The organism is Staphylococcus gallinarum, assembly GCF_029774255.1.
Lineage (GTDB): Bacteria > Bacillota > Bacilli > Staphylococcales > Staphylococcaceae > Staphylococcus > Staphylococcus gallinarum.
Genome location: NZ_CP069082.1, coordinates 2,045,154 through 2,067,774 on the forward strand (window position 1 = coordinate 2,045,154; position 22,621 = coordinate 2,067,774).

20 protein-coding genes and 1 pseudogene are annotated in these 22,621 nt (G+C 33.4%); 12 read left to right on the forward strand and 9 right to left on the reverse strand.

Annotated features, from left to right (window positions below; genetic code table 11):
- Window positions 1-259: 259 nt before the first annotated feature.
- On the reverse strand, window positions 260-1,591 hold the full coding sequence (locus JN168_RS09635) for a glucose-6-phosphate isomerase (RefSeq protein ID WP_279525841.1): 1,332 nt from the start codon (window positions 1,589-1,591) through the stop codon (window positions 260-262).
- A gap of 348 nt (window positions 1,592-1,939) precedes the next feature.
- Here JN168_RS09635 and JN168_RS09640 point away from each other — a divergent pair, with 348 nt between their 5' ends.
- From JN168_RS09640 to JN168_RS09650, 3 genes and pseudogenes are all read left to right on the forward strand, one after another.
- On the forward strand, window positions 1,940-3,145 hold the full coding sequence (locus JN168_RS09640) for an argininosuccinate synthase (protein ID WP_042739787.1): 1,206 nt from the start codon (window positions 1,940-1,942) through the stop codon (window positions 3,143-3,145).
- Complete coding sequence (gene argH / locus JN168_RS09645) at window positions 3,135-4,514, forward strand: argininosuccinate lyase (RefSeq protein WP_042739786.1); 1,380 nt, start codon at window positions 3,135-3,137, stop codon at window positions 4,512-4,514. The genes JN168_RS09640 and argH overlap by 11 nt, the downstream gene beginning before the upstream one ends.
- Window positions 4,515-5,397: 883 nt before the next feature.
- Window positions 5,398-6,363 (forward strand): annotated as a pseudogene (locus JN168_RS09650) (glycerophosphodiester phosphodiesterase); the annotation flags it as partial.
- A 249-nt stretch (window positions 6,364-6,612) separates the two neighbouring features.
- Here the strand turns inward: JN168_RS09650 and JN168_RS09655 are convergent.
- The 6 genes from JN168_RS09655 to JN168_RS09680 all read right to left on the reverse strand — a co-directional run bounded on the left by JN168_RS09655 (window position 6,613) and on the right by JN168_RS09680 (window position 12,541).
- Window positions 6,613-7,857, reverse strand: coding sequence for a Glu/Leu/Phe/Val family dehydrogenase (locus JN168_RS09655; RefSeq protein WP_042739785.1), 1,245 nt, complete (start codon window positions 7,855-7,857; stop codon window positions 6,613-6,615).
- A 108-nt stretch (window positions 7,858-7,965) separates the two neighbouring features.
- Window positions 7,966-9,156, reverse strand: coding sequence for an ornithine--oxo-acid transaminase (locus tag JN168_RS09660; RefSeq protein WP_107512283.1), 1,191 nt, complete (start codon window positions 9,154-9,156; stop codon window positions 7,966-7,968).
- Between the two features lie 339 nt (window positions 9,157-9,495).
- Window positions 9,496-9,624 carry a hypothetical protein gene (locus JN168_RS09665; RefSeq protein WP_257211149.1) on the reverse strand — a complete coding sequence of 43 codons (129 nt, stop codon included), beginning with the start codon at window positions 9,622-9,624 and terminating at the stop codon, window positions 9,496-9,498.
- Between the two features lie 246 nt (window positions 9,625-9,870).
- A complete protein-coding gene (locus JN168_RS09670; protein ID WP_042739783.1) occupies window positions 9,871-11,004 on the reverse strand; it encodes an NADH-dependent flavin oxidoreductase in 1,134 nt (377 codons plus the stop codon).
- A 273-nt stretch (window positions 11,005-11,277) separates the two neighbouring features.
- Window positions 11,278-11,658 carry a S1 domain-containing post-transcriptional regulator Ygs gene (gene ygs / locus JN168_RS09675; protein WP_042739782.1) on the reverse strand — a complete coding sequence of 127 codons (381 nt, stop codon included), beginning with the start codon at window positions 11,656-11,658 and terminating at the stop codon, window positions 11,278-11,280.
- A gap of 289 nt (window positions 11,659-11,947) precedes the next feature.
- Entirely contained in the window at window positions 11,948-12,541 is a 594-nt protein-coding gene (locus JN168_RS09680; RefSeq protein ID WP_042739781.1) for a peptidylprolyl isomerase, read from the reverse strand.
- A 67-nt stretch (window positions 12,542-12,608) separates the two neighbouring features.
- On the opposite strand from JN168_RS09680, the gene kapB reads away from it, so the two are divergent.
- From kapB to JN168_RS09725, 9 genes are all read left to right on the forward strand, one after another.
- Window positions 12,609-12,989 carry a sporulation phosphorelay system protein KapB gene (kapB, locus tag JN168_RS09685; protein WP_279525842.1) on the forward strand — a complete coding sequence of 127 codons (381 nt, stop codon included), beginning with the start codon at window positions 12,609-12,611 and terminating at the stop codon, window positions 12,987-12,989.
- 128 nt (window positions 12,990-13,117) lie between these two features.
- Window positions 13,118-15,535 carry a Na+/H+ antiporter subunit A gene (locus JN168_RS09690; RefSeq protein WP_279525843.1) on the forward strand — a complete coding sequence of 806 codons (2,418 nt, stop codon included), beginning with the start codon at window positions 13,118-13,120 and terminating at the stop codon, window positions 15,533-15,535.
- Complete coding sequence (mnhB1, locus tag JN168_RS09695) at window positions 15,516-15,944, forward strand: Na+/H+ antiporter Mnh1 subunit B (protein WP_279525844.1); 429 nt, start codon at window positions 15,516-15,518, stop codon at window positions 15,942-15,944. Before JN168_RS09690 ends, mnhB1 begins: the two co-directional genes overlap by 20 nt.
- Window positions 15,944-16,291, forward strand: coding sequence for a Na+/H+ antiporter Mnh1 subunit C (mnhC1, locus tag JN168_RS09700; protein ID WP_042739777.1), 348 nt, complete (start codon window positions 15,944-15,946; stop codon window positions 16,289-16,291). The genes mnhB1 and mnhC1 overlap by 1 nt, the downstream gene beginning before the upstream one ends.
- Complete coding sequence (locus tag JN168_RS09705) at window positions 16,278-17,774, forward strand: Na+/H+ antiporter subunit D (protein ID WP_042739776.1); 1,497 nt, start codon at window positions 16,278-16,280, stop codon at window positions 17,772-17,774. The genes mnhC1 and JN168_RS09705 overlap by 14 nt, the downstream gene beginning before the upstream one ends.
- 1 nt (window position 17,775) lies before the next feature.
- A complete protein-coding gene (mnhE1, locus tag JN168_RS09710; protein WP_042739775.1) occupies window positions 17,776-18,252 on the forward strand; it encodes a Na+/H+ antiporter Mnh1 subunit E in 477 nt (158 codons plus the stop codon).
- Window positions 18,253-18,254: 2 nt separating this feature from the next.
- On the forward strand, window positions 18,255-18,548 hold the full coding sequence (mnhF1, locus tag JN168_RS09715; protein ID WP_107527661.1) for a Na+/H+ antiporter Mnh1 subunit F: 294 nt from the start codon (window positions 18,255-18,257) through the stop codon (window positions 18,546-18,548).
- A complete protein-coding gene (locus JN168_RS09720; protein ID WP_042739773.1) occupies window positions 18,526-18,882 on the forward strand; it encodes a Na+/H+ antiporter subunit G1 in 357 nt (118 codons plus the stop codon). The genes mnhF1 and JN168_RS09720 overlap by 23 nt, the downstream gene beginning before the upstream one ends.
- Before the next feature lie 691 nt (window positions 18,883-19,573).
- A complete protein-coding gene (locus JN168_RS09725; protein WP_279525845.1) occupies window positions 19,574-20,725 on the forward strand; it encodes an NAD(P)-binding domain-containing protein in 1,152 nt (383 codons plus the stop codon).
- Between the two features lie 85 nt (window positions 20,726-20,810).
- Here the strand turns inward: JN168_RS09725 and JN168_RS09730 are convergent, their stop codons facing one another.
- Entirely contained in the window at window positions 20,811-21,185 is a 375-nt protein-coding gene (locus tag JN168_RS09730) for a PaaI family thioesterase (protein WP_042739771.1), read from the reverse strand.
- Between the two features lie 30 nt (window positions 21,186-21,215).
- Window positions 21,216-22,532, reverse strand: a complete 1,317-nt coding sequence (locus JN168_RS09735) for a Na+/H+ antiporter family protein (protein WP_042739770.1) — start codon at window positions 22,530-22,532, stop codon at window positions 21,216-21,218.
- Window positions 22,533-22,621 lie beyond the last annotated feature (89 nt).

The following is a 22,621-nucleotide window of genomic DNA, read 5'->3' on the forward strand; positions in this document are numbered from 1 at the left end:
AATTATAAGTTTATATGCTGTTTTTTAAAACAATTATGTCCCCTTTTTACAATAAATCAGTCTCAAGTACTATAAATTTTTTAATATTATAAAAGCTAGTATCATTCATAATGTGTAACACACGCTTTACAATCTTTCGAATAATGATATTGGCAAAAAAAGGCAATTTCTATCTAACGTAAATAGAAATTGCCTGTCTTATAATTTAAAGTTATTTAATTTTCTATAAGATATTGATTCACCAAACAGTATTCTACTATTATAGGCGTTCTTCTAATTCTTTTTTCTTATCTTCAAAACCTGGTTTACCTAATAACGCAAACATGTTTTGTTTATAAGCTTCAACACCAGGTTGGTTAAATGGATTAACGCCTAATTGATATCCACTCATTGCACAAGCTAATTCAAAGAAGTATACAACATAGCCGAAAGTTTCTTCGTCTAGACGTGGAATATTAACAACTACATTTGGAACACCACCGTCAGTATGAGCTAATAATGTACCTTCGAATGCTTTCGTATTAACTTCGTCGATTGTTTTACCAGCTAAATAGTTTAAACCATCTAAGTCATCTGGATCCGCTTCGATTGTAATGTTGTGTTTTGGATTATTTACTTTAACTACAGTTTCAAATAAGAAACGACGTCCTTCTTGTACATATTGACCTAATGAGTGTAAGTCTGTTGTATAGTTAGCGCTTGAAGGATAAATACCTTTGAAATCTTTACCTTCAGATTCACCAAATAATTGTTTCCACCACTCATTGAAATATTGCATTGATGGTTCATAGTTAATTAACATTTCTGTGTCATAACCTTTGGCATATAGAATATTTCTCATTGTTGCATATTGGTATGCAATGTTATCCTCTAAATTATCTGAAGATAATTCTTCTCTTGCTTTAGCAGCACCATTCATCATTGCTTCAATATCAATTCCTGCAGCTGCAATTGGTAATAAACCTACAGCAGTTAATACAGAATAGCGGCCACCTACATCATCTGGAACGACAAATGTTTCATAACCTTCATTTGTAGCAAGTTGTTTTAGGGCACCCTTTTCTTTATCAGTTGTTGCAAAAATACGTTGCTTCGCTTCTTCTTTACCATATTTGTCTTCTAACAACTGTTTAAATAATCTAAATGCTACTGCTGGTTCAGTAGTAGTACCAGACTTAGAAATTACGTTTACTGAATAGTCCTTTCCATCTAAATAATCAATTAATTCTTGAGTATAAGATGAAGATAAGTGATTACCTACGAATACGATTTCAGGATAATCATTATTATTTCTGAAAGATGATGTTAGCATTTCAATCGCAGCACGTGCACCTAAATAAGATCCACCAATTCCGATTACTACTAATACATCTGAGTTTGCTTTAACACGTTTTGAAGCTTCTAAAATTCGTGAGAATTCCTCTTTATCATAATTAACAGGTAGGTCAATCCAACCTAAGAAATCACTGCCAGCACCTGTACCTTCATGTATTGTTTTATGAATTGTTTTAACAATATCTTTTTGTTGTTCTAATTCATGCTCGCCAAAAAATTCTAAAGTCTTGCCATAATCTAATTGAATATGAGTCATTTATTTTGCCTCCAGTGTTTTTGATTTCAAAATCATTTTACTAAGTTTATTTTTACTATTCAAACAACTAGCCTATTTATTGCGATAATTGTGACAATTAATTCATCTAAGCAATAATTCCCATATCATTATATTCACATTTATATACATTTACAATTATATCTATAAAAAGCGATATACTTTATTATTAAAGGTCATATGATATAAAAGTTTCTACTCACAATTTTCATAAAAATGTATATTTATGTATAAAAGTGGTTTTATTTTCATTATCTTTCTGTTATACTGATTTTATCAAATAAACAAAGTTAAAAAATAATTAGCAAATTTTAAACCGAGGTGGAAATAATGAAGGAAAAAATAGTATTAGCATATTCAGGTGGATTAGATACAAGTGTTGCAGTGAAATGGTTAATCGACAAAGGTTATGATGTTGTAGCATGTTGTTTAGATGTTGGTGAAGGTAAAGATTTAGAATTAGTACACCAAAAAGCATTAGACATGGGTGCAATCGAATGTCATATCATTGATGCAACTGAAGAGTTCAGTGAAGATTTCGTTTCATATGCAATCAAAGGTAATTTAATGTATGAAGGCACTTACCCTCTTGTCTCAGCATTATCAAGACCTCTAATTTCAAAAAAATTAGTTGAAATTGCAGATAAAACAAATGCTGTAGGTATTGCACATGGTTGTACTGGTAAAGGTAATGACCAAGTACGTTTCGAAGTGGCAATCAAAGCATTAGATCCTGAATTAAAAGTATTTGCTCCAGTTAGAGAATGGGCATGGAGTCGTGAAGAAGAAATTGATTACGCTATTAAACATAACATTCCAGTACCTATTCAACATGACTCTCCATATTCAATTGACCAAAATTTATGGGGTAGAAGTAACGAATGCGGTATCTTAGAAGATCCTTATGCTGCGCCTCCAAAGGATGCATATGATTTAACTCAAGAATTAGAAGATGCACCTGATGAAGCGGATGAAATTGTCTTAACTTTTGAACAAGGTATCCCTACTGCGTTAGACGGCAAATCTTATAAATTAAGTGAATTAATTTTATATTTAAATAAATTAGCTGGTAAGCATGGAATCGGCAGAATCGACCATGTTGAAAATAGATTAGTTGGTATTAAATCAAGAGAAGTATATGAAACACCAGCTGCAGAAGTTATTGTTAATGCACATAAATCATTAGAAACGATTACATTGACGAAAGATGTTGCTCATTTTAAACCAATTATTGAAAAGCAATTTGCAGAACAAATTTATAACGGCTTATGGTTCTCACCTTTAACTGACAGTTTAAAATTATTTGTCGACAGTACACAAAAGTATGTTTCTGGTGAAGTACGTGTCAAATTATATAAAGGTAATGCAATTGTAAATGGTAGAAAATCACCTCATACTTTATACAATGAAAAATTAGCGACGTATACTAAGGAAGATGCATTCAATCAAGAATCAGCAGTCGGCTTTATCGATATCTTTGGCTTACCTACACAAGTAAATTCAATGTTACATGGTGGTTATCACGATGAGCAATAAAGCTTGGGGTGGTAGATTTAGTGAACAACCGGAAGCATGGGTCGATGAATTCAATGCTTCCATCCACTTCGATAAAGCATTAATTGAATACGATGTGCAAGGAAGTATTGCTCATGCCACTATGTTAGCAAATCAAGGTATTATTTCTAATTCGGATTGTGAGCAAATTAAACAAGGATTAAACGATATACTCGCTGATTATAAACAAAATAAATTAGATTTAGATGTTTCATTAGAAGACATTCACCTTAATATTGAACATGAACTCATCAAACGTATTGGTGACGCTGGTGGTAGATTGCATACTGGTCGTAGTAGAAATGATCAAGTTGCGACGGATATGCACTTATATACGAAATCAGAAGTAACTGAACTAATCGCTTTAATTGAATCATTTCAAGCAACCATCGTTTCTGTAGCAGAGGATAATATTGATACAATCATGCCAGGTTATACACACTTACAAAGAGCACAACCTATCTCATTTGCGCATCACATCTTAACTTATTATTGGATGTTAGAGCGTGATAAATCACGTTTCCAAGATAGTATTAAGCGTATTGATATTTCACCATTAGGCGCAGCAGCTTTAAGTGGTACGACATACCCTATCGATCGCCATGAAACACAATCATTATTAGACTTTGGTTCTTTATATGAAAATAGTATGGATGCTGTTAGTGATAGAGATTACATTGTTGAAACATTGCATAATATTTCGTTAACAATGGTTCACTTATCACGTTTTGCAGAGGAAATCATCTTCTGGTCTTCTGCAGAAGCCAATTTTATTACCTTATCAGATGCATTCTCAACTGGATCATCAATTATGCCACAAAAGAAAAATCCAGATATGGCTGAATTGATTAGAGGTAAAGTAGGTAGAACTACTGGTCATTTAATGAGCATGTTGATGACTTTGAAGGGCTTACCGTTAGCATACAATAAAGATATGCAAGAGGATAAAGAAGGTCTATTTGATGCAGTGCATACGCTTAAAGGTTCGTTAAGAATATTTGAAGGTATGGTTGATACGATGACTATTAATGTTGAACAGTTACAATCAACTGTCTACAATGATTTCTCTAATGCAACTGAACTAGCAGATTATTTAGTAAACAAAGGTGTACCATTCAGAAATGCGCATGAAATTGTCGGTAAAATTGTGCTATGGTCTATACAAAATAATGTATACCTCCTAGATGTACCGTTAACTGAATATCAACAAGCACACCCAAGTATAGAAGCTGATATTTATGATTATCTTAAACCTGAAAATTGTGTGAGCCGTCGAATTAGTTATGGCTCGACTGGTCAAGCAGCGGTTAAAGAGCAACTTAAAGTTATAAAAAGTAAAAATAAAGAATAACACTATACAATTAAGGATAACTCTGGGACATTAGTCTTCTAGACTTAAATAAAATGGATAATTTGCGATTTTATTTAAATATTCGTCACTTAATTCGTTATTCATTTCTTGTTGTATCTCAGAGATAATTGCTGTTTCAATTAATTCATTATAAAGTGTCTTATTTATTGGAGTAATAACATTTAAGAACTGCGTTTTGTTTACGAAATACCTATGGGAGTAGGATGCGTGTCGAGACCAAGGCTCGATCCAGCCTCTAGTTAAGCGAGCAATAACAATATGTAGTATTGATATAAATAACAAGCCCATCAAAGATTTTTGATCTTTGATGGGCTTAATGCTGGGGATTTATGTTCTAGCATTATCCTTATTATTTTCATTCTATTGATACTAAATATTACTATTACCTATTTATAAATTGTGCCTCATCACCCTAAATACACCACTTTTATTCTTAAACATTTAATTTATTAAACTATAATTAATTTTTTATACTTAAAATAAAGAAAATGTAAATAGTGTTTAAACAATTAAATTCTAAGGTAAGTACAGTGTACAGTTCATTTTAAGGAGTGAAGCACTTATGAAAAATGCAAAAAGAATTATGGTAACCAGTATGACAGCTTTATCTTTATCTTTACTAGCTTCTACAGCAATGGCTAAAGCAGATGAAAATACGGATTCAACACAAAAGCAAAATACAATACAATCACCTAATGATTCTACACAGCAAACACAAGACAACACTCAAGAACAAACACAAAGTGCTACCAATTCAACTACAGAAACTACTAATCCATCCCCTGAACAATCAGACACAACTGCTAATACCAAGCAACAAACTGACAATCAATCACAACAGAAATCACAACATGCGAATCAAAACCATTCAGAATCTGATAACCAAGAACAAAATACACCCACACCACAAGACAAAGTAAATAAATCACCTCAAAATAACACAACTACTAATAAAAATGAAAATAGTTCAACTTCTGCGAGACCACTTTCAGAAGCAACAGAAAAAAGTGCAAAAAACAAGGAAATACATAATTTAACAGGAGAAAAGTTTACAACAATCGCCCATAGAGGCGCTAGTGGCTATGCACCTGAACACACTTTATATTCTTATGATAAGAGTCATAATGAATTAGGTGCATCTTACATCGAAATTGATTTACAAATGACAAAAGACGGGCACCTTGTAGCAATGCATGATGAAACAGTCGATAGAACGACTAATGGTACAGGTCGAGTTGACTCTTATACATTAGAGGAACTGAAAAAATTAGACGCTGGCAGTAAATTCAATGAGCAACATCCTGAATACGCAGATGAGCAATATAAAGGTGCAGAAGTGCCAACACTAGATGAAATTTTAGACAGATATGGTACAGATGCAAACTATTATATCGAAACAAAATCACCTGATGTGTATCCTGGTATGGAAGAAAAATTATTAGATACTTTAGATAAACATCACATGTTAACAAATCAATCTTTAAAAAATGGACATGTTATGATTCAATCATTTTCACAAGCAAGTCTAGAAAAAATGCATAATCTAAATTCTGACGTACCACTTGTAAGATTATTAGACAAAGGTGAATTACCTAATCTTACAGATCAAGATTTAGAAAGTATTAAAAACACAGCAATTGGTGTAGGTCCCGAATATTCTGACTTAACTAAAGATAACGTACAACACTTAAAGGAAATGGGATTCTTAGTTCATCCATTTACAGTAAACAATAAAGCCGATATGGAGCGTCTTAATAGCTATGGTGTAGACGGTGTTTTCACTAACTATGCAGATGTATACAAACAAGTTGTAGATGAAAGTAAATAAATAATTCAATAACAATACGATCACTATTGCCAATCTGCCAATCTATGAGATTAATGTAATCTTTTAGGTTGGCTTTTTAGATTACATATTAAACTATACAATTAGAAAAATTCAGTGCTGAATTTTGATATAAAAAAGGAACAACTTCTATTAAATTACAATAGAAATTGTCCCTTGCTTTAATTACAAATATTTATGACTGTACTTTAGTCTAAATTATCTTTACAGCTAATCATACCGAGATAATGATTAAGCCCAACCACGATAACGTGCAGCCTCTGCAGTACGTTTGATACCTACAATATACGCAGCTAAACGCATGTCAATCTTACGGTTTTGTGATAATTCATAAATTGTATCAAAAGCTGTTGTAAGCTTTTCACGAAGTTTCGTATTAACCTCTTCTTCAGTCCAATAATAACCTTGGTTATTTTGTACCCATTCGAAGTAAGAAACTGTTACACCACCAGCACTTGCTAATACATCAGGTACTAATAAGATACCGCGTTCAGTTAAAATACGTGTACCTTCTGGTGTTGTTGGTCCATTAGCTGCTTCAACCACTACATCTGCTTTAATATCATGTGCATTATCTGCAGTAATTTGGTTAGCAATTGCTGCAGGTACTAATACATCACAATCAATTTCGAATAATTCTTTATTTGAAATCGTATCTTCAAATAGGTTTGTTACTGTACCGAAACTGTCTCTTCTATCTAATAAGTAATCGATATCTAAGCCTTCAGGATCGTGTAACGCACCATAAGCATCAGAAATACCGACAATTTTAGCGCCCATATCAAATAAGAATTTCGCTAAGAAACTACCAGCGTTACCGAAACCTTGGATTACAATACGTGAACCTTTGATTTCTAAACCTCTACGTTTAGCAGCTTGCTCAATCGCAATAACTACACCTAATGCAGTAGAACGGTCACGTCCTTGTGAGCCTCCTAATACAATCGGTTTACCAGTGATAAAACCTGGAGAGTTAAATTTATCCAATGAACTATATTCGTCCATCATCCATGCCATAATTTGAGAGTTTGTGAAAACATCTGGTGCAGGAATATCCTTTGTTGGTCCAACAAATTGAGAAATTGCACGAACATAGCCTCTAGAAAGACGCTCTACCTCGTGAATACTCATTTGACGTGGATCACAAATAATACCACCTTTACCACCACCATATGGTAAGTCCACAATGCCACATTTCAATGTCATCCACATTGACAATGCTTTAACTTCTTCTTCATCAACATCAGGGTGGAATCTGACGCCACCTTTTGTTGGTCCTACAGCATCATTGTGTTGTGCACGATAACCCGTAAAGGTCTTAACTGTACCATCGTCCATACGTACTGGAATTCTTACTTGTAAGAATCTTAATGGCTCCTTTACTAAATCATACATGCCATCGTCAAAACCTAATTTATGCAATGCTTCTTTAATAATTTGTTGCGTAGAAGTAACTAAATTATTATTCTCAGTCATGATCCATTTCGCCTCTTTTTCGTTACTAATGATTTCGCTTTCATGCTAATTGTAACATAAGATTTTTCTTTTTAAAGTGTTTTAAATACTTATATTACATAACGCTAATTATTCGAATACACTTCTCACTTTTTCTAGTGCAAAGTCCAATTCTTCCTTAGAAATTATCAATGGTGGCGCAAATCTTATTACCGTATCATGTGTCTCTTTACACAATAAACCTTTTTCCTTTAATGCTTCACAATATGGTCTAGCATTTTCAGTTAATTCAATTCCGATAAATAATCCTTTACCACGTACTTCTTTAATAGATGGATGATTTATCTTTTGTAATTCTGATTTGAAGTATTCACCTAACTCTAATGAACGACCTGGTAAATCCTCATCTACAATTACATCCAAAGCAGCATTTGAAACGGCACAAGCAAGTGGATTTCCACCAAATGTAGAACCGTGTGAACCAGGTGTAAACACGCCTAATACTTCTTCATCTGCTAATACAACAGAAATTGGCAATACGCCACCACCTAATGCTTTACCTAAAATGTAAACATCTGGTTTTACATTGTCCCAATCTGTTGCGAACAATTTACCTGAACGACCTAATCCTGCTTGAATTTCATCTGCTATAAATAAAATATTATGCTCATCACATAACTCTCTAATCGCTTTTAAGTATCCTTCTGGTGGAACGTTAATTCCTGCTTCCCCTTGAATTGGTTCAATTAAAATAGCGGCAGTATTTTCATTTACAGCGGCTTTAATTGCTTCAATATCACCGAAATCAACCTTTCTAAATCCATCCAATAAAGGACCATATCCTCTTTGATACTCTGCTTCCGAAGACAATGATACTGGCGCCATTGTACGACCATGGAAGTTACCATTGAATGCAATGATTTCTGCTTTATTAGGTTCAATGTTTTTTACATCATAAGCCCAACGACGTGCAGCTTTTAACGCTGTTTCAACAGCTTCTGCACCAGTGTTCATTGGTAAAGCCTTTTCTTTACCAGAAAGCTTACAAATTTTTTCGTACCATTCACCTAAATTATCACTATGAAACGCACGAGAAACTAAAGTAACTTTATCTGCTTGATCTTTTAACGCTTGAATAATCTTTGGGTGTCTATGACCTTGGTTTACAGCTGAATATGCTGATAACATATCCATATACTTGTTACCTTCAGGATCTTTAACCCATACGCCTTCAGCTTCCGAAATAACGATTGGAAGTGGCACATAGTTTGATGCTCCATAATGGTTTGTTAACTCAATGATTTCTTCTGATCTTGACATGATATCTCCCCTTAGTTTAAATTTAAGAGCCTTTTTTGACTCTTTAACAATACTTACTCCTAGCATAACGTATTTAAACGTAAACTGAAACTATTTTCAAAAAGAGTTATTGCATCTCAGTTCGCTAGATGAATATTTAGGAAAAAGCTTTGACAAGTACTGTTGTAATCAGTTCAATTCAATGAAAGCCCTTACATATATAATGACACAACCTTTACGCTTAACACAAGACCATAATATTAAATTCTCAAATAAATTTTCCACTTACTTTTCTTGCAATTTATTGCATTATTAATCATTCAAATAATAGTAAATTCTAATGATTATTAAACTTAAAATTTATTTAAATACTAATTTCCATTGATTAAGTAATTGCTTGTATTCATTTTTATGTTTTATACCTTGATATAACTTATGTCGTTTATGAATCAATGTTACAACTGTCTTTGTATATAATGCTTGTTTCATATGCTTCCAACACCTCATCATTATAATTTACTGTGCTTGATTATATACTTTTACAGAACTTTGTCATCAAGCTATGGTTGGATGATATGCTACAACTTTAGTTAACAATATTAAAAACAGGTGCAGCTATTCATAATCTACTAACGTTTCTTCTACAGTATTGAAACACTGCTTAAAAATCGTCAAAATTATAAATATTGCACCTGTCTTATTATAAATATTGAATAGCTATGATATTAATTCATATTATTTCCCATCTGTTCTTGGTAAAGGATAAAATGCATTATTAAATTGAGTCCATAATTTAATAGGTAATTCATGTTTATCCGCTCTTGTACCATCAAATTGTGAAATGATTTCATCTTCCTTACCTTCTACTATCTTACTTACAAAATTGTGATCAAGTAATATTTCACGGCCTAAAGCAATAAGATCTGCATCTGTATTTTCAATTGCATCTAATGCTTGTTGTGCTGTAAAGATTGATCCTATACCAATTAATGGCATACGTCCATCAATCCATTCATGTAATAATTCAACTCGTTGTTGATCTTTATATTTACCTTCACGTGTCGTTGAGTAAATATCCATCAATGAAACGTGTAGATAGTCTAATGGTTTATCAATTAAATGTTTCACTAATTCTTCCGTGATTTCCATGCTGATACCAGGAGATTCTGCTTCTTCAGGAGAAAAACGATATCCTACAATAAATGATTCATCCGCATGTGTCTTTACAGTAGATGTAACTTCATCTACTACGGATAAAGCAAATTTAAGTCGATCTTGTCCCCACTCATCTTCACGTCGATTATAGTAAGGTGAAACAAATTGATGAATTAAATAATGATTGGCGCCATGTATTTCCACACCATCAAAACCTGCTTCAATAACACGTCGAGTTGCTTCGCCAAATGCTTTAATAGATTCATGAATTTCTTCAACTGTAATTTCTCGAGCATCATGTGCCTCTTGTTCACCAAAGCTTTTCATGGAAATAGGACTTGGTGCAGCAACATCACCATTCGGTGTTAAATTAGGTAATGCTTGCGCACCGCCATGATGAATTTGCACGACCGCTTTCGCACCATTCTTCTTCATTACTTTAGCTAAACGTTTCAAACCTTCTAAATCTGAATCATGTGCTACTGATGGTTGCCCTGGGAATGCTTTACCCAAGTCTGTAACATTACTAGCCGCTGAAATAGCTAAACCTACATCCTTTGAACGCTGTTCCATATAAACTAATTCTTCTTCAGAAATTGTACCATCATCATTCGAAGAAACATGTGTTAACGGTGCTAATACAAATCTATTTTTTAATTCTACTTTATTTGGTAAAGTTAATGACTCAAATAAAGGTTGAAATTTTGATTCCATTCTTAAAAATCCTCCTAATATGTTATTAAATATAATAACTCTTTTTTAATACTACCTAATTCTAACTATTTTCAACCTCAAATGAAAACAATATGCTTGCGCATGTATATATTTAAATTTAATTATTTATCAATCCCTGTACATTAGGTTTATATACCGTTTGCATCAATAAATTATATAGCTTAGCTTTAACATTCAACTTAATTCATTAACCTTCAACACTACATAAAAAAACGCTAAACACTCATTCAAGTGTTAGCGTTCTGAAGATGATTACTCATCTTTAATCGCGTTTTTGGACTGTTTAATCCAAACCGGTAAGCGTTCTTTAATTGTTTGAAACCCATATTTTTCGGTTTCTTTAATTTCATCTAATACTGATTGCTTTTCCTTTTTACGTTCATAATTTTTAAAATAATCATTATCCTTTAAAGAGAAGTTAATCTTCCCCTCTTCATCAATTGAAATTACCTTAGCTCTTACAATTTGACCTTCTGATAAAAACTTTTTCAAATTATGGACGTAATCATCCATGATTTCAGAAATATGGATTAAACCTTCAGTATTATCAGGGGTTTCTACAAAAGCGCCATACGGTTGAATACCAGTCACACGAACTTTTACATGTTGACCTACTTTATAGTGATTATTCAACGTGATAACCCCTTATTTCGTATTACTTAACACTATTATAATAGCATAAAATACTTACAGGCACTAACATTAATATAGAAAAATTTCACGATTTGTTGATTTAAGTATCTAAAAGTAAGTTCACAACCCTATATACTTTGCATAAAGTAACCCATGGCATGAATAATGATCAAAAAAACAGGTTGGACATCTATCATGTCTCAACCTGTTCTTCACACGTCTATTATGAAGTGTTGAATTGAAAAACATAAAATCTAACTTTATCAACACACTTAATATTGCTTAATTATTATCCTTCAACATCAATTGAATCAATTGTAATGTCATGTACTGGCTTATCTTGTGCACCGACTTTAGTAGCTGCGATATCTTCTAATGTACTTTCACCTTCGATTAATTGACCAAATACTGTATGTTTTTGATCTAACCATGGTGTTCCACCCTTTTCACCATAAGCTTTTACGATTGGCTCTGGCCAGCCTCCATCAGCCAATTGACTTAACATTGACTCTGGAACCTCTTTCATTTGTACTACAAAGAATTGTGAACCGTTTGTGTTTGGTCCTGAATTCGCCATTGAAAGTGCACCGTAAAGATTAAACGCTTCTAAAGAGAATTCATCTTCAAATGGTCCACCATAAATACTTTCACCGCCCATACCACTTGCAGTAGGGTCTCCACCTTGTACCATAAAGTCATTGATAACGCGATGGAACGTTACACCATTGTAGTAACCATTTTTTGCATGTGTCACAAAATTTTCTACAGTCTTTGGTGCGATATCAGGGAATAATTTAAAAGTCATGTCACCTTTATTTGTGTGCATAACTAATTTAATTTCATTACCATTAATTTCTGTGTTTAATTGAGGATAGTTCGTCATTTAAATTCTCCATTTCATGTTAAGATGATATATGTATTCTAACATATTTGAAAGGGTGAAATGAATTATGTTATATCGATTTGCACATAAAACTGGAAGTTATGGTGTATCCATAGTTGAAGAGAATGACAATCAAGTCTTAGTACAAGTGGAACAAGTAATTAAGCATCCTAAACAAGGTGATTTACATAATCCAACGTCAACAGAAAATGTCTTTTTTCATGAGCGTAAAGCATTGAGTCAATTTGAAAAACGTTATGCATCTCGTTCTCAACTTAGACCATTTAATGTTGAACCCATGACGTATACAGCTTCTTTACAACAAGCAATCACAGAGTTAGAACAAAAATTGGCTAAACAAAATAATTTGCATTCACAAATGTCATTAGACAATTTACAACGTTTAAAGAAGGATTACAGCCTTCAATATAAACAAAATTTTGAATAAAAATACCTTGTTTCTTCTTATTTAACAAGGACATTCAGCATAGTTATTTCAAGGGCTGGGACGTTTTTCAGAATAGTCTAATTCATGTATAATAAACTTATACTTAAATGTAAAAGGAGGATAAAATAATGAGCTGGTTACATTTAGCGGTACTCCTCCCGTTAATATTTGCACTCATTATTCCATTTGTATATCGCATTCATAAGCGTATACATATCGGATGGTTTGTCATACCCATCCCTGTCGTCTTATTTATATACTTCCTATCATATATTCCGACAACAATGTCGGGCGATACAGTAATGCGAACTTTGAAATGGATGCCTCATTTTGGTATGAATTTCAATTTATATATTGATGGTCTAGGACTGTTATTTAGCTTACTGATCACAGGTATTGGTAGTCTTATTGTCCTGTATTCTATTAGTTATTTAAGTCGACAAGAGCAGTTGGGAAACTTTTATTGTTATTTACTGCTCTTTATGGGTGCAATGTTAGGGGTTGTATTATCAGATAATTTAATTATCTTATACTTATTTTGGGAATTAACTTCATTTTCTAGTTTTTTACTTATTTCATTTTGGAGAGAAAAGCCAGCATCACTATATGGCGCACAGAAATCTATGCTCGTCACAGTGTTTGGTGGTCTATCGCTGTTAGGAGGACTCATCCTCTTAATTTTAGCTAGTGGCACTACAAGTGTTCAACAAATCATTAAACATGTGGATGATATTCAAACAAGTCCATTCTTTATTTTAGCCATGGTACTGGTATTAGTTGGCGCAATGACTAAATCTGCCCAGTTTCCATTTTACATTTGGTTACCAGATGCAATGGAAGCCCCTACTCCAGTAAGTGCATACTTGCATTCAGCTACAATGGTTAAAGCCGGACTTTACTTAGTCGCACGTATGACACCGATTTTCGCAGTGTCTCAGGGGTGGATTTGGACTGTAACGGCTGTTGGTTTAATCACCCTATTTTGGGCATCATTAAATGCGACAAAGCAGCAAGATTTAAAGGGCATTTTAGCATTTTCTACTGTTTCACAATTAGGGATGATTATGGCTATGCTTGGTATAGGCGCTGTAAGTTATCATTTTGAAGGATCAGACAGTCAACTGTATGTTGCAGCCTTTACGGCAGCAGTCTTTCATTTGATTAACCATGCAACATTTAAAGCAGCATTATTCATGATTACAGGTGCTGTAGATCATGCTACGGGTACACGTGATGTTCATAAGCTAGGTGGCTTACTAACGATAATGCCCATTTCATTTACAATTACAATTATAAGTTCGTTAAGTATGGCTGGTGTTCCACCTTTCAACGGTTTCTTATCAAAGGAAAAGTTTTTAGAAAGTATGATTGACGTTACACATGCTAATGTCTTTAATTTAAATTCACTAGGTATACTGATACCGATAGTTGCGATTTTAGGTAGTGTATTTACATTTGTATATGCAGTGCGTTTGATTGGTCAGGTCTTTTTAGGTAGCTATAAACCTGATGCCTTACCTAACAAGCCACATGAAGCATCTCCATTAATGTTAATTGCACCTATTATATTGGCTATCTTAGTAATTACTTTCGGTTTGTTTCCAGCAATGCTTACCGATTCAATTATCGAACCGGCTGTAAATGCAATGAGTTCAACGCAAACAACTCATATTGAGTTTCATATGTTCCATGGTTTCACGCCAGCCTTTTTATCAACACTATTTATTTATGGTGTCGGTATTATTTTAATTTTAAGTTTTAGTTATTGGATTAAGTTACTAAAATCACACCCAACTAAGTTAACTATTAACTATTGGTATGACAAATTAGGTAACGTTACACCTGATATTTCTAAACATATAACAAATTCATATGTCACTGGATTTACACGTAACAACTTGGTGATTATTTTTATCTCACTGATTGCAATTACGGTTGTGACACTCATCGTGACACCTTTCAGTATTAACTTTAAAGATGTCAGTGAAATCAGACCGTTTGAATTAATTATTGTCGTGCTTATCATAACGGCAGCATCAATGATTATATTTGCACATTCAAGATTATTTAGCATCATTATGGCAAGTGCTGTAGGCTATTGTGTAGCAATTTTCTTCATTTTCTTTGGTGCTCCAGATTTAGCACTTACACAATTTGTTGTTGAGTCAATTTCAACGGCACTATTTTTACTTTGTTTCTATCATTTACCTAATTTAAATAGACACCAAGAAACGCAACCTTTCAAATGGATCAATGTCATCATATCTATTGGGGCTGGTGCAGTTGTTACTATACTTGGCTTAATTGCATATGGAAATAGACACTTTGGATCTATTGGTTCATTTTATAAAACACACGTATACGATTTAGCACACGGTACAAATATGGTTAACGTCATTCTTGTTGATTTCCGTGGTACCGATACATTATTCGAATCATCTGTATTAGGTATTGCAGGCTTAGGTGTCTATACCATGATTAAATTACGTTACAATAACAAAGCTAAAAATAAGGGAGGTCATGACATTGAACAGACAAAAGAATAATCTGATCTTTCAATATTCTGCAGTCATCATCTTTTTCCTCATTGTGATGTTCGGACTATCATTATTTTTAGCTGGTCACTATACACCTGGTGGTGGTTTCGTTGGTGGTTTATTACTATCTAGTGCACTGGTTATTATTGCAGTTGCCTTTGATATAAAGACAATGCGGAAGATATTTCCATGGGACTTCAAGATATTAATTAGCATTGGCTTAACATTTTGTTTAGCTACACCAATGGCGAGTTGGTTTTATGGTAAAAATTTCTTCACGCACAAACCTTTTGAAATACCTTTAATCATACTAAAGCCGATGCAATTACACACTGCAACATTCTTCGATTTAGGCGTGTTATTTGCAGTTGTAGGCACAGTAATGACTATAATTTTATCGATTGGAGAGAATGAGTAATGGAAATAGTGATGATTTTTGTTTGTGGTATTCTCACAGCAATGAGCGTCTATCTCATTCTTTCTAAAAGTTTGATACGAATCATTATTGGGACTACTTTACAAACACATACGGCAAATTTATTTTTAATCACAATGGGTGGCCTGAAAAAAGGCGATGTACCTATATATGAAAAAGGAATAGCATCCTACGTTGATCCTATTCCTCAAGCATTGATATTAACAGCTATTGTAATATCTTTTTCAGTAACTGCTTTCTTCTTAGTGCTCGCATTTAGAAGTTATAAAGAGCTAGGTACTGATAATGTAGAAAGTATGAAAGGAGTGATTGAAGATGATAGAGAGTAACCTCATCGTTTCTTTATTAATCATTCCTATGCTAACAGCAATTATATTAGTATTTATTGGGAAGCGCCCTACTATCAAACGCTATGTTGCGTTAATTGGTACCTCAATTACATTGATATTTGCATTTATTAATTTGCACAATGTACTGAAAGATGGACCAATCAAATTAGAATTAGGTTCTTGGGCTGCGCCATACAGTATTGTTTTTGTACTAGATATTTTTAGTGTATTACTCGTAATCACAACATTGATTGTTACTATGCTTGTTATCTTATACTCATATCAATCAGTTGGACTAGAACGTGAAACATATTATTACTATTTTTCAATTATGTTTATGCTGACTGGTGTTATTGGTTCCTTTATAACTGGTGATATCTTTAACTTGTTTGTATTTTTCGAAGTCTTCTTAATGTCTTCATATATATTACTGGTTATTGGTGGTACAAAGGTTCAACTAAGCGAAACGATAAAGTATGTCTTAGTTAATGTGACTTCTTCTGCATTTTTCGTTATTGCAGTAGCCATGCTTTATTCAGTAGTTGGTACGCTTAATTTAGCAGATATCAGTCAGAAATTAAGTGAATTGTCAGCACATGACAAAGGCATGGTAAGTATCATCTTTATCATGTTCATCTTTGTCTTTGCAACAAAGGCTGGCGTATTCCCTATGTATATATGGTTACCAGGTGCATATTACGCACCTCCTGTAGCAATCATCGCTTTCTTTGGTGCTTTATTAACAAAGGTCGGCGTTTATGCAATAGCTAGAACGGCTAGCTTATTCTTCAGAGATACAGGTAATTTTTCTTTTTACACCATTTTATTCTTAGCACTTCTAACAATTATATTTGGTTGTGTCGGAGCTGTTAGTTATTATGATACGAAAAAGATTATTATCTATAATATTATGATTGCTATTGGTGTCATATTAGTTGGTGTAGCAATGATGAACCAAAGTGGTATGATGGGCGCTATTTATTACACTTTACATGATATGTTAATTAAGGCAGCATTATTTTTCTTAATTGGAATCATGTATAAGATTACAAAGACACATGATTTACGCAAATATGGCGGTTTAATCAAGCATTACCCTGTGCTTGGATGGACATTCTTTATAGCAGCACTTAGTTTAGCTGGTATACCGCCATTTAGTGGATTTTATGGAAAGTTTTATATCGTTCAGGCAACATTTGAAAAAGGATTCTATATTAGCGGTATTGTTATACTGTTATCTAGTTTGATTGTCCTTTACTCGGTTATTCGAATATTCCTGTTAGGATTCTTTGGCGAAACTCGAGGATTTACTGTAAATCATAAATTAAGATATAAAGGCTTGTTAGTCGTGGCCATTATCGCTGTAGTACTTTCAGTCATATTTGGATTATCAGCAGATATCTTACATCCAATAATCAAAGATGCTGCAGAACCATTCTATAATCCTAATGTTTATATCGAAAGTGTATTGGGGGGACAATAATATGGCAGTTCAAATACTCGTTAATTTACTACTCGCAGTATTTTGGTTATTTGTTACTGGAAGCTATACATTTAATAACTTTATTTTAGGTTACCTGTTCGCTTTATTATTAGTCTACTTAATGCGTGGTGTGTTACCGGGTCGATTTTATATGATTACTGTCTATAAGATCATCAAACTCTTGGTAGTCTTCATCATTGAGTTAATTAAAGCTAATATAGATGTAATTAGAATCATTATTAAACCAACAATTAAGAATGAACCTGCGTTTTTTATTTATCAGACAGATTTAAAAAAGGACTGGCAAATCGTCTTATTATCTAATCTGATTACCCTAACACCAGGTACAATTGTACTTGGAATTAGCGATGACCGAACTAAAATTTATATTCATGCAATTGATTTTAGTACTAAAAAAGAGGAAACTGAGGGTATAAAGTCATCTCTAGAAAAAGTTGTGAGAGAGGTGGGCGAATAATGATAAATTACAATATAATTCTTATCATTGCGCTAATTATTGTTGCCCTATCAATGTTGGCCATGTTAATCCGTGTAATTATTGGACCTTCACTAGCTGATCGTGTCGTAGCTTTAGATGCAATGGGGATACAGTTAATGGCTATCATCGCCTTATTCAGTATCTTTTTAGGTACCAAATACTTAATTGTTGCAATCTTAATGATAGGTATTTTGGCATTTTTAGGCACTGCAGTATTTGCGAAATATATGGATAAAGGTAAGGTGATTGAGCATGACCGGAACGATAATCATTAGTATTGCCTTAATACTTGTTGTCCTAGGATCAATTATTAGTGCATTAGCTGCAATTGGACTAGTTCGATTAGATGATGTATATGCGCGCTCTCATGCAGCAGGAAAGGCAGCAACGTTAGGGGCGATGCTACTTTTAAGTGGTGTCTTCCTATTCTTTATAGGTCGAGATGGTTACGTAAATATGCAATTAGTAATTGGTATATTATTTATTCTCATTACTGGACCACTTTCCAGTCACTTAATCATAAAGGCAGCCTATAATTTAAATACCCCTGCTTCCAAACGAACTAAATTAGACGATATTAAAAAAGATTTAAAGGATACTAAACTTTAATTAGCATCATGCGCAATTTGTTTGTAACATGTGAGGATTCCAATTTCTTATAATTAATAAAAAAAGGTACAAACCCTAAATCGAGTCTAGGACATAAATACCTAGCATTAAGCCCATCAAAGATTTTTGATCTTTGATGGGCTTGTTATTTGTATCAATACTGCATATTGTTATTGCTCGTTTACCTAGGGGTGCCTGGGTCGATCCTCGATCTCGACACGCATCCTACTCCCTCAGGTGTCTCGCAAACAGTACGCAGTTCTTATATGTTATTACTACAAAAAATAAGACACCTAATAATAAATGAATTGAAACAGCACTGATCCATGAGATAAATAAAGAAATGAATAACGAATTAAGTGATGAAGCATTAAATAAGATCGCAAATCATTTATCAACTCAAATCAATGTTCTTTACATTTCATAGTAAAATTCATTGATTTTATTTTAGTCTGCAAGGGTAATGGACTAGACTGTTTATTACTGATCACTCTTTTTAGCTTTATCATAAGTCTTACCGTCCGTCGATTGTTAGTATTTAATTATAGTCGAAAATAAGTATTTATAGACTGAAATGACGTATGGTATAAAGTCATATTTTTCAAAAGACAATACACCTTTAATCATTTGTATTACTTCAGCAATCATGTTATATTAAATCGTAATTATTACGATTTAAGGAGGTAATATTATGTTTAAATGGACAATTATTGGTGGAGGTATCCAGGCAGTTACAATTGCACTTAAACTACGCACACAAGGATTAGCTACAAATGATTTGTGTATAATAGATCCTCATACTAGCTTATGCGAACAATTTAATAGATATACATCCACTATCGATATGCCCTACTTACGTTCACCTTGTGTTCATCATGTTCATCCAGATCCTTTTCATCTTAAGCAATTTGCAAAACATAGACAATATACCAATGCTTCTTACGGACGATATCAAAGACCTAATAGAGAGATGTTTATGGCTCATACGCATATGTTAATACATGAATTAAATTTAAATCATAGTCATGTGCAAGCTAGCGCAACTTCTATCACTAAACAAGATAATCTATGGTTTGTTCAATGTAATAATTCAGAAGCATTTTCGACCGAAAACCTTATCATTGCCTTTGGATGTAACCATCAAATTAACTTTCCAAAAGCATATAAAAATCAACCCGATGTCACACACATCTTTGATGGTTCATACAAATCATATTCTCAATCGTCACATGTGATAGGTAGTGGTATTTCTGCAGCTCACTTAACACTTAAGTTGATTAAACATAATCCACAACAAATTCATTTATGGACAAATAAACCCTTAGCAGTGCATGATTTTGATGCTGATCCAGGTTGGCTCGGTCCTAAATATATGACACGCTTTAAGCAAATTACAACTACTGAGGAAAAGCAACAAGTTATTCTGAATGAAAGACACAAAGGCTCAATGCCAAAAGAATTAGAATTAAGGCTGAAAAAATATGTAAAGCAAGGTAAATTAGTAATACATACAAACGAATTACAAGCCATTTCAAATCATCAAATCATTACAGAACATAAGGCAATAACCTATGACCATATTATTTTAGCAACTGGATTTGAAGAAACGATAATGAAACAACCAATTATTAAACAATTAATCCACCAACATCATGCCCCACTATGTAGTTGTGGTTTTCCAAATATTTCATCAGAATTGGAGTGGTTACCACATTTATATGTTGCTGGAGGCTTAGCAGATTTAGAATTAGGGCCCTTTGCAAGAAATATCATGGGTGGTAGAGAAGCTGCCACAAGAATCTCGAATGCTTTTTCAAAAGAAACTACGGTATCAAGTATATAAGTAAAATACATTATGTTGAACATACAAAAACACGCTCAATACTCTATAGAAACGCCGAAATGCGTCTGAGTATCAAGCGTGTTTATTATTTGCGTGGTTTAATCGCAATTGTACCTCTCATGATGCTAATCAATCTATCAACATCATCTTTTATTTCAATGTTCCAAACTTGTGTTGTTTTACCTTCGTGTACGATAGTAGCAGTAGCATAAACTGTACCTTCAGTCGTTGAGCTAATATGGTTAGCATTCATTTCTAAACCTAATGGAATAAATTTTTCAGTATCAATGATGTGTGCCGCACCAATTGAGCAAGCTGTTTCACCCAAAGCAAGATTTGCACCACCATGTAAATAACCAAAAGGTTGTTTCACCTTATCTGTAACAGGCATCGACATTACAATCTTACCGTGTGCTTCACTTTCTACTTTCATTTCTAAAGTCTCTATCATATTTGTCATTTTCGACACCTCATTCACTACTTAGTATTACTATAATACCATAGCGGCAATTGTACCAAAAATGATTAACGGAATATTATAAAATATAAAGTTTGGAATACACGTGTCTCTAATATGATCGTGCTGACCATCCACATCCAAACCAGCTGTAGGTCCTAATGTAGAGTCACTAGCTGGTGAACCAGAATCACCTAAGGCACTCGCAGTACCAATTAAAGCGATTAATGCCATTGTATCTAATCCTAATGACTCTCCTAATGGAATGAATAAAGTTGCGATAATAGGAATTGTTGCAAAAGAAGATCCAATACCCAAAGTAACAATAAGTCCAATAATGTACATAACAATAATACTAATGAGTTTATTATCCCCTGTAACACCACTTAAACTATGTACTAATTTAGTAATATCTCCCGTTTCATTCATTACGCCAGCAAAGCCATTTGCAGATAATATCACTACACCAATAAATGACATAATCTTAATACCTTCAACGAAGTTCTTATCCAACTCAGTCCATTTAAATGCTCTTGAAACAAAGAATATCAAGACTCCGGCAAGTGCACCGAAAATCATTGAATCAGTTAATGTCTGTACGACAAATGTTGCGATAATCGATACGATTGTAACAACTAAGACATAAGGTTTGAGTTCAATAGTTTCATTATTTCTATCTTCATTTCGATCATTATATTCTCTAGGCTTTCTGTAATAGAACACACCCAAAATCAATCCAACAATATACCCTAAAGAAGGAATAATCATAGCTTTCCAAATCATGCTCATCTCTATTGGGTGATGTGCTTTGGTGAAACCATTATCAATAATTTGGTGGAAAATTTGACCAAAACCAAATGGTAAAAGAACATATGGCCAACAAAGACCAAATCCAATAATAATACCAATTTGTCTACGATCTATCTTCAAGTCATTAAATAAACTAATTAAAGGTGGTATAACAATTGGTATAAATGCAATATGAACCGGAATTAAGTTTTGACTCATTATACTTAATACTAATAAAGCAATGATAATAATTACTTTTACCTTTACTCGAGACATCTTGCTATTTTCAGCGTGGATACTGTTAATAATCTTATTTACTAAATAATCCGTAATTCCACTATATGAAATCAGTGCCGCAAAGCCTCCCAATAAGGCATAACTTAGTGCAACTTCTGCACCATCGACAATATTCTTACCAAACACAGACACGATTTCAGGTATACTCATACCTGCAACCAGCCCGCCTACTAATGCACTGACAAATAAACTGATTACTACATTAAGTCTACATAAGCAAAGTATAATCATCAGCACAACTGCTATAACAACTGCATTAATCACAAAACATAACTCCTTTATCACATTATCGAACTAAAGTATCACGAGAATAATCGTAACAATTTCAATTATAAATGTCAATGCTATGTTAC

Bases quoted from the DNA above. Each gene is read 5' to 3' on its own strand.
- JN168_RS09635 (WP_279525841.1), bottom strand. From the start codon at position 1,591: ATGACTCATATTCAATTAGATTATGGCAAGACTTTAGAATTTTTTGGC.
- JN168_RS09640 (WP_042739787.1), top strand. From the start codon at position 1,940: ATGAAGGAAAAAATAGTATTAGCATATTCAGGTGGATTAGATACAAGT.
- argH (WP_042739786.1), top strand. From the start codon at position 3,135: ATGAGCAATAAAGCTTGGGGTGGTAGATTTAGTGAACAACCGGAAGCA.
- JN168_RS09655 (WP_042739785.1), bottom strand. From the start codon at position 7,857: ATGACTGAGAATAATAATTTAGTTACTTCTACGCAACAAATTATTAAA.
- JN168_RS09660 (WP_107512283.1), bottom strand. From the start codon at position 9,156: ATGTCAAGATCAGAAGAAATCATTGAGTTAACAAACCATTATGGAGCA.
- JN168_RS09665 (WP_257211149.1), bottom strand. From the start codon at position 9,624: ATGAAACAAGCATTATATACAAAGACAGTTGTAACATTGATTCATAAA.
- JN168_RS09670 (WP_042739783.1), bottom strand. From the start codon at position 11,004: ATGGAATCAAAATTTCAACCTTTATTTGAGTCATTAACTTTACCAAAT.
- JN168_RS09680 (WP_042739781.1), bottom strand. From the start codon at position 12,541: ATGACGAACTATCCTCAATTAAACACAGAAATTAATGGTAATGAAATT.
- kapB (WP_279525842.1), top strand. From the start codon at position 12,609: ATGTTATATCGATTTGCACATAAAACTGGAAGTTATGGTGTATCCATA.
- JN168_RS09690 (WP_279525843.1), top strand. From the start codon at position 13,118: ATGAGCTGGTTACATTTAGCGGTACTCCTCCCGTTAATATTTGCACTC.
- mnhC1 (WP_042739777.1), top strand. From the start codon at position 15,944: ATGGAAATAGTGATGATTTTTGTTTGTGGTATTCTCACAGCAATGAGC.
- JN168_RS09705 (WP_042739776.1), top strand. From the start codon at position 16,278: ATGATAGAGAGTAACCTCATCGTTTCTTTATTAATCATTCCTATGCTA.
- mnhE1 (WP_042739775.1), top strand. From the start codon at position 17,776: ATGGCAGTTCAAATACTCGTTAATTTACTACTCGCAGTATTTTGGTTA.
- JN168_RS09720 (WP_042739773.1), top strand. From the start codon at position 18,526: ATGACCGGAACGATAATCATTAGTATTGCCTTAATACTTGTTGTCCTA.
- JN168_RS09725 (WP_279525845.1), top strand. From the start codon at position 19,574: ATGTTTAAATGGACAATTATTGGTGGAGGTATCCAGGCAGTTACAATT.
- JN168_RS09730 (WP_042739771.1), bottom strand. From the start codon at position 21,185: ATGACAAATATGATAGAGACTTTAGAAATGAAAGTAGAAAGTGAAGCA.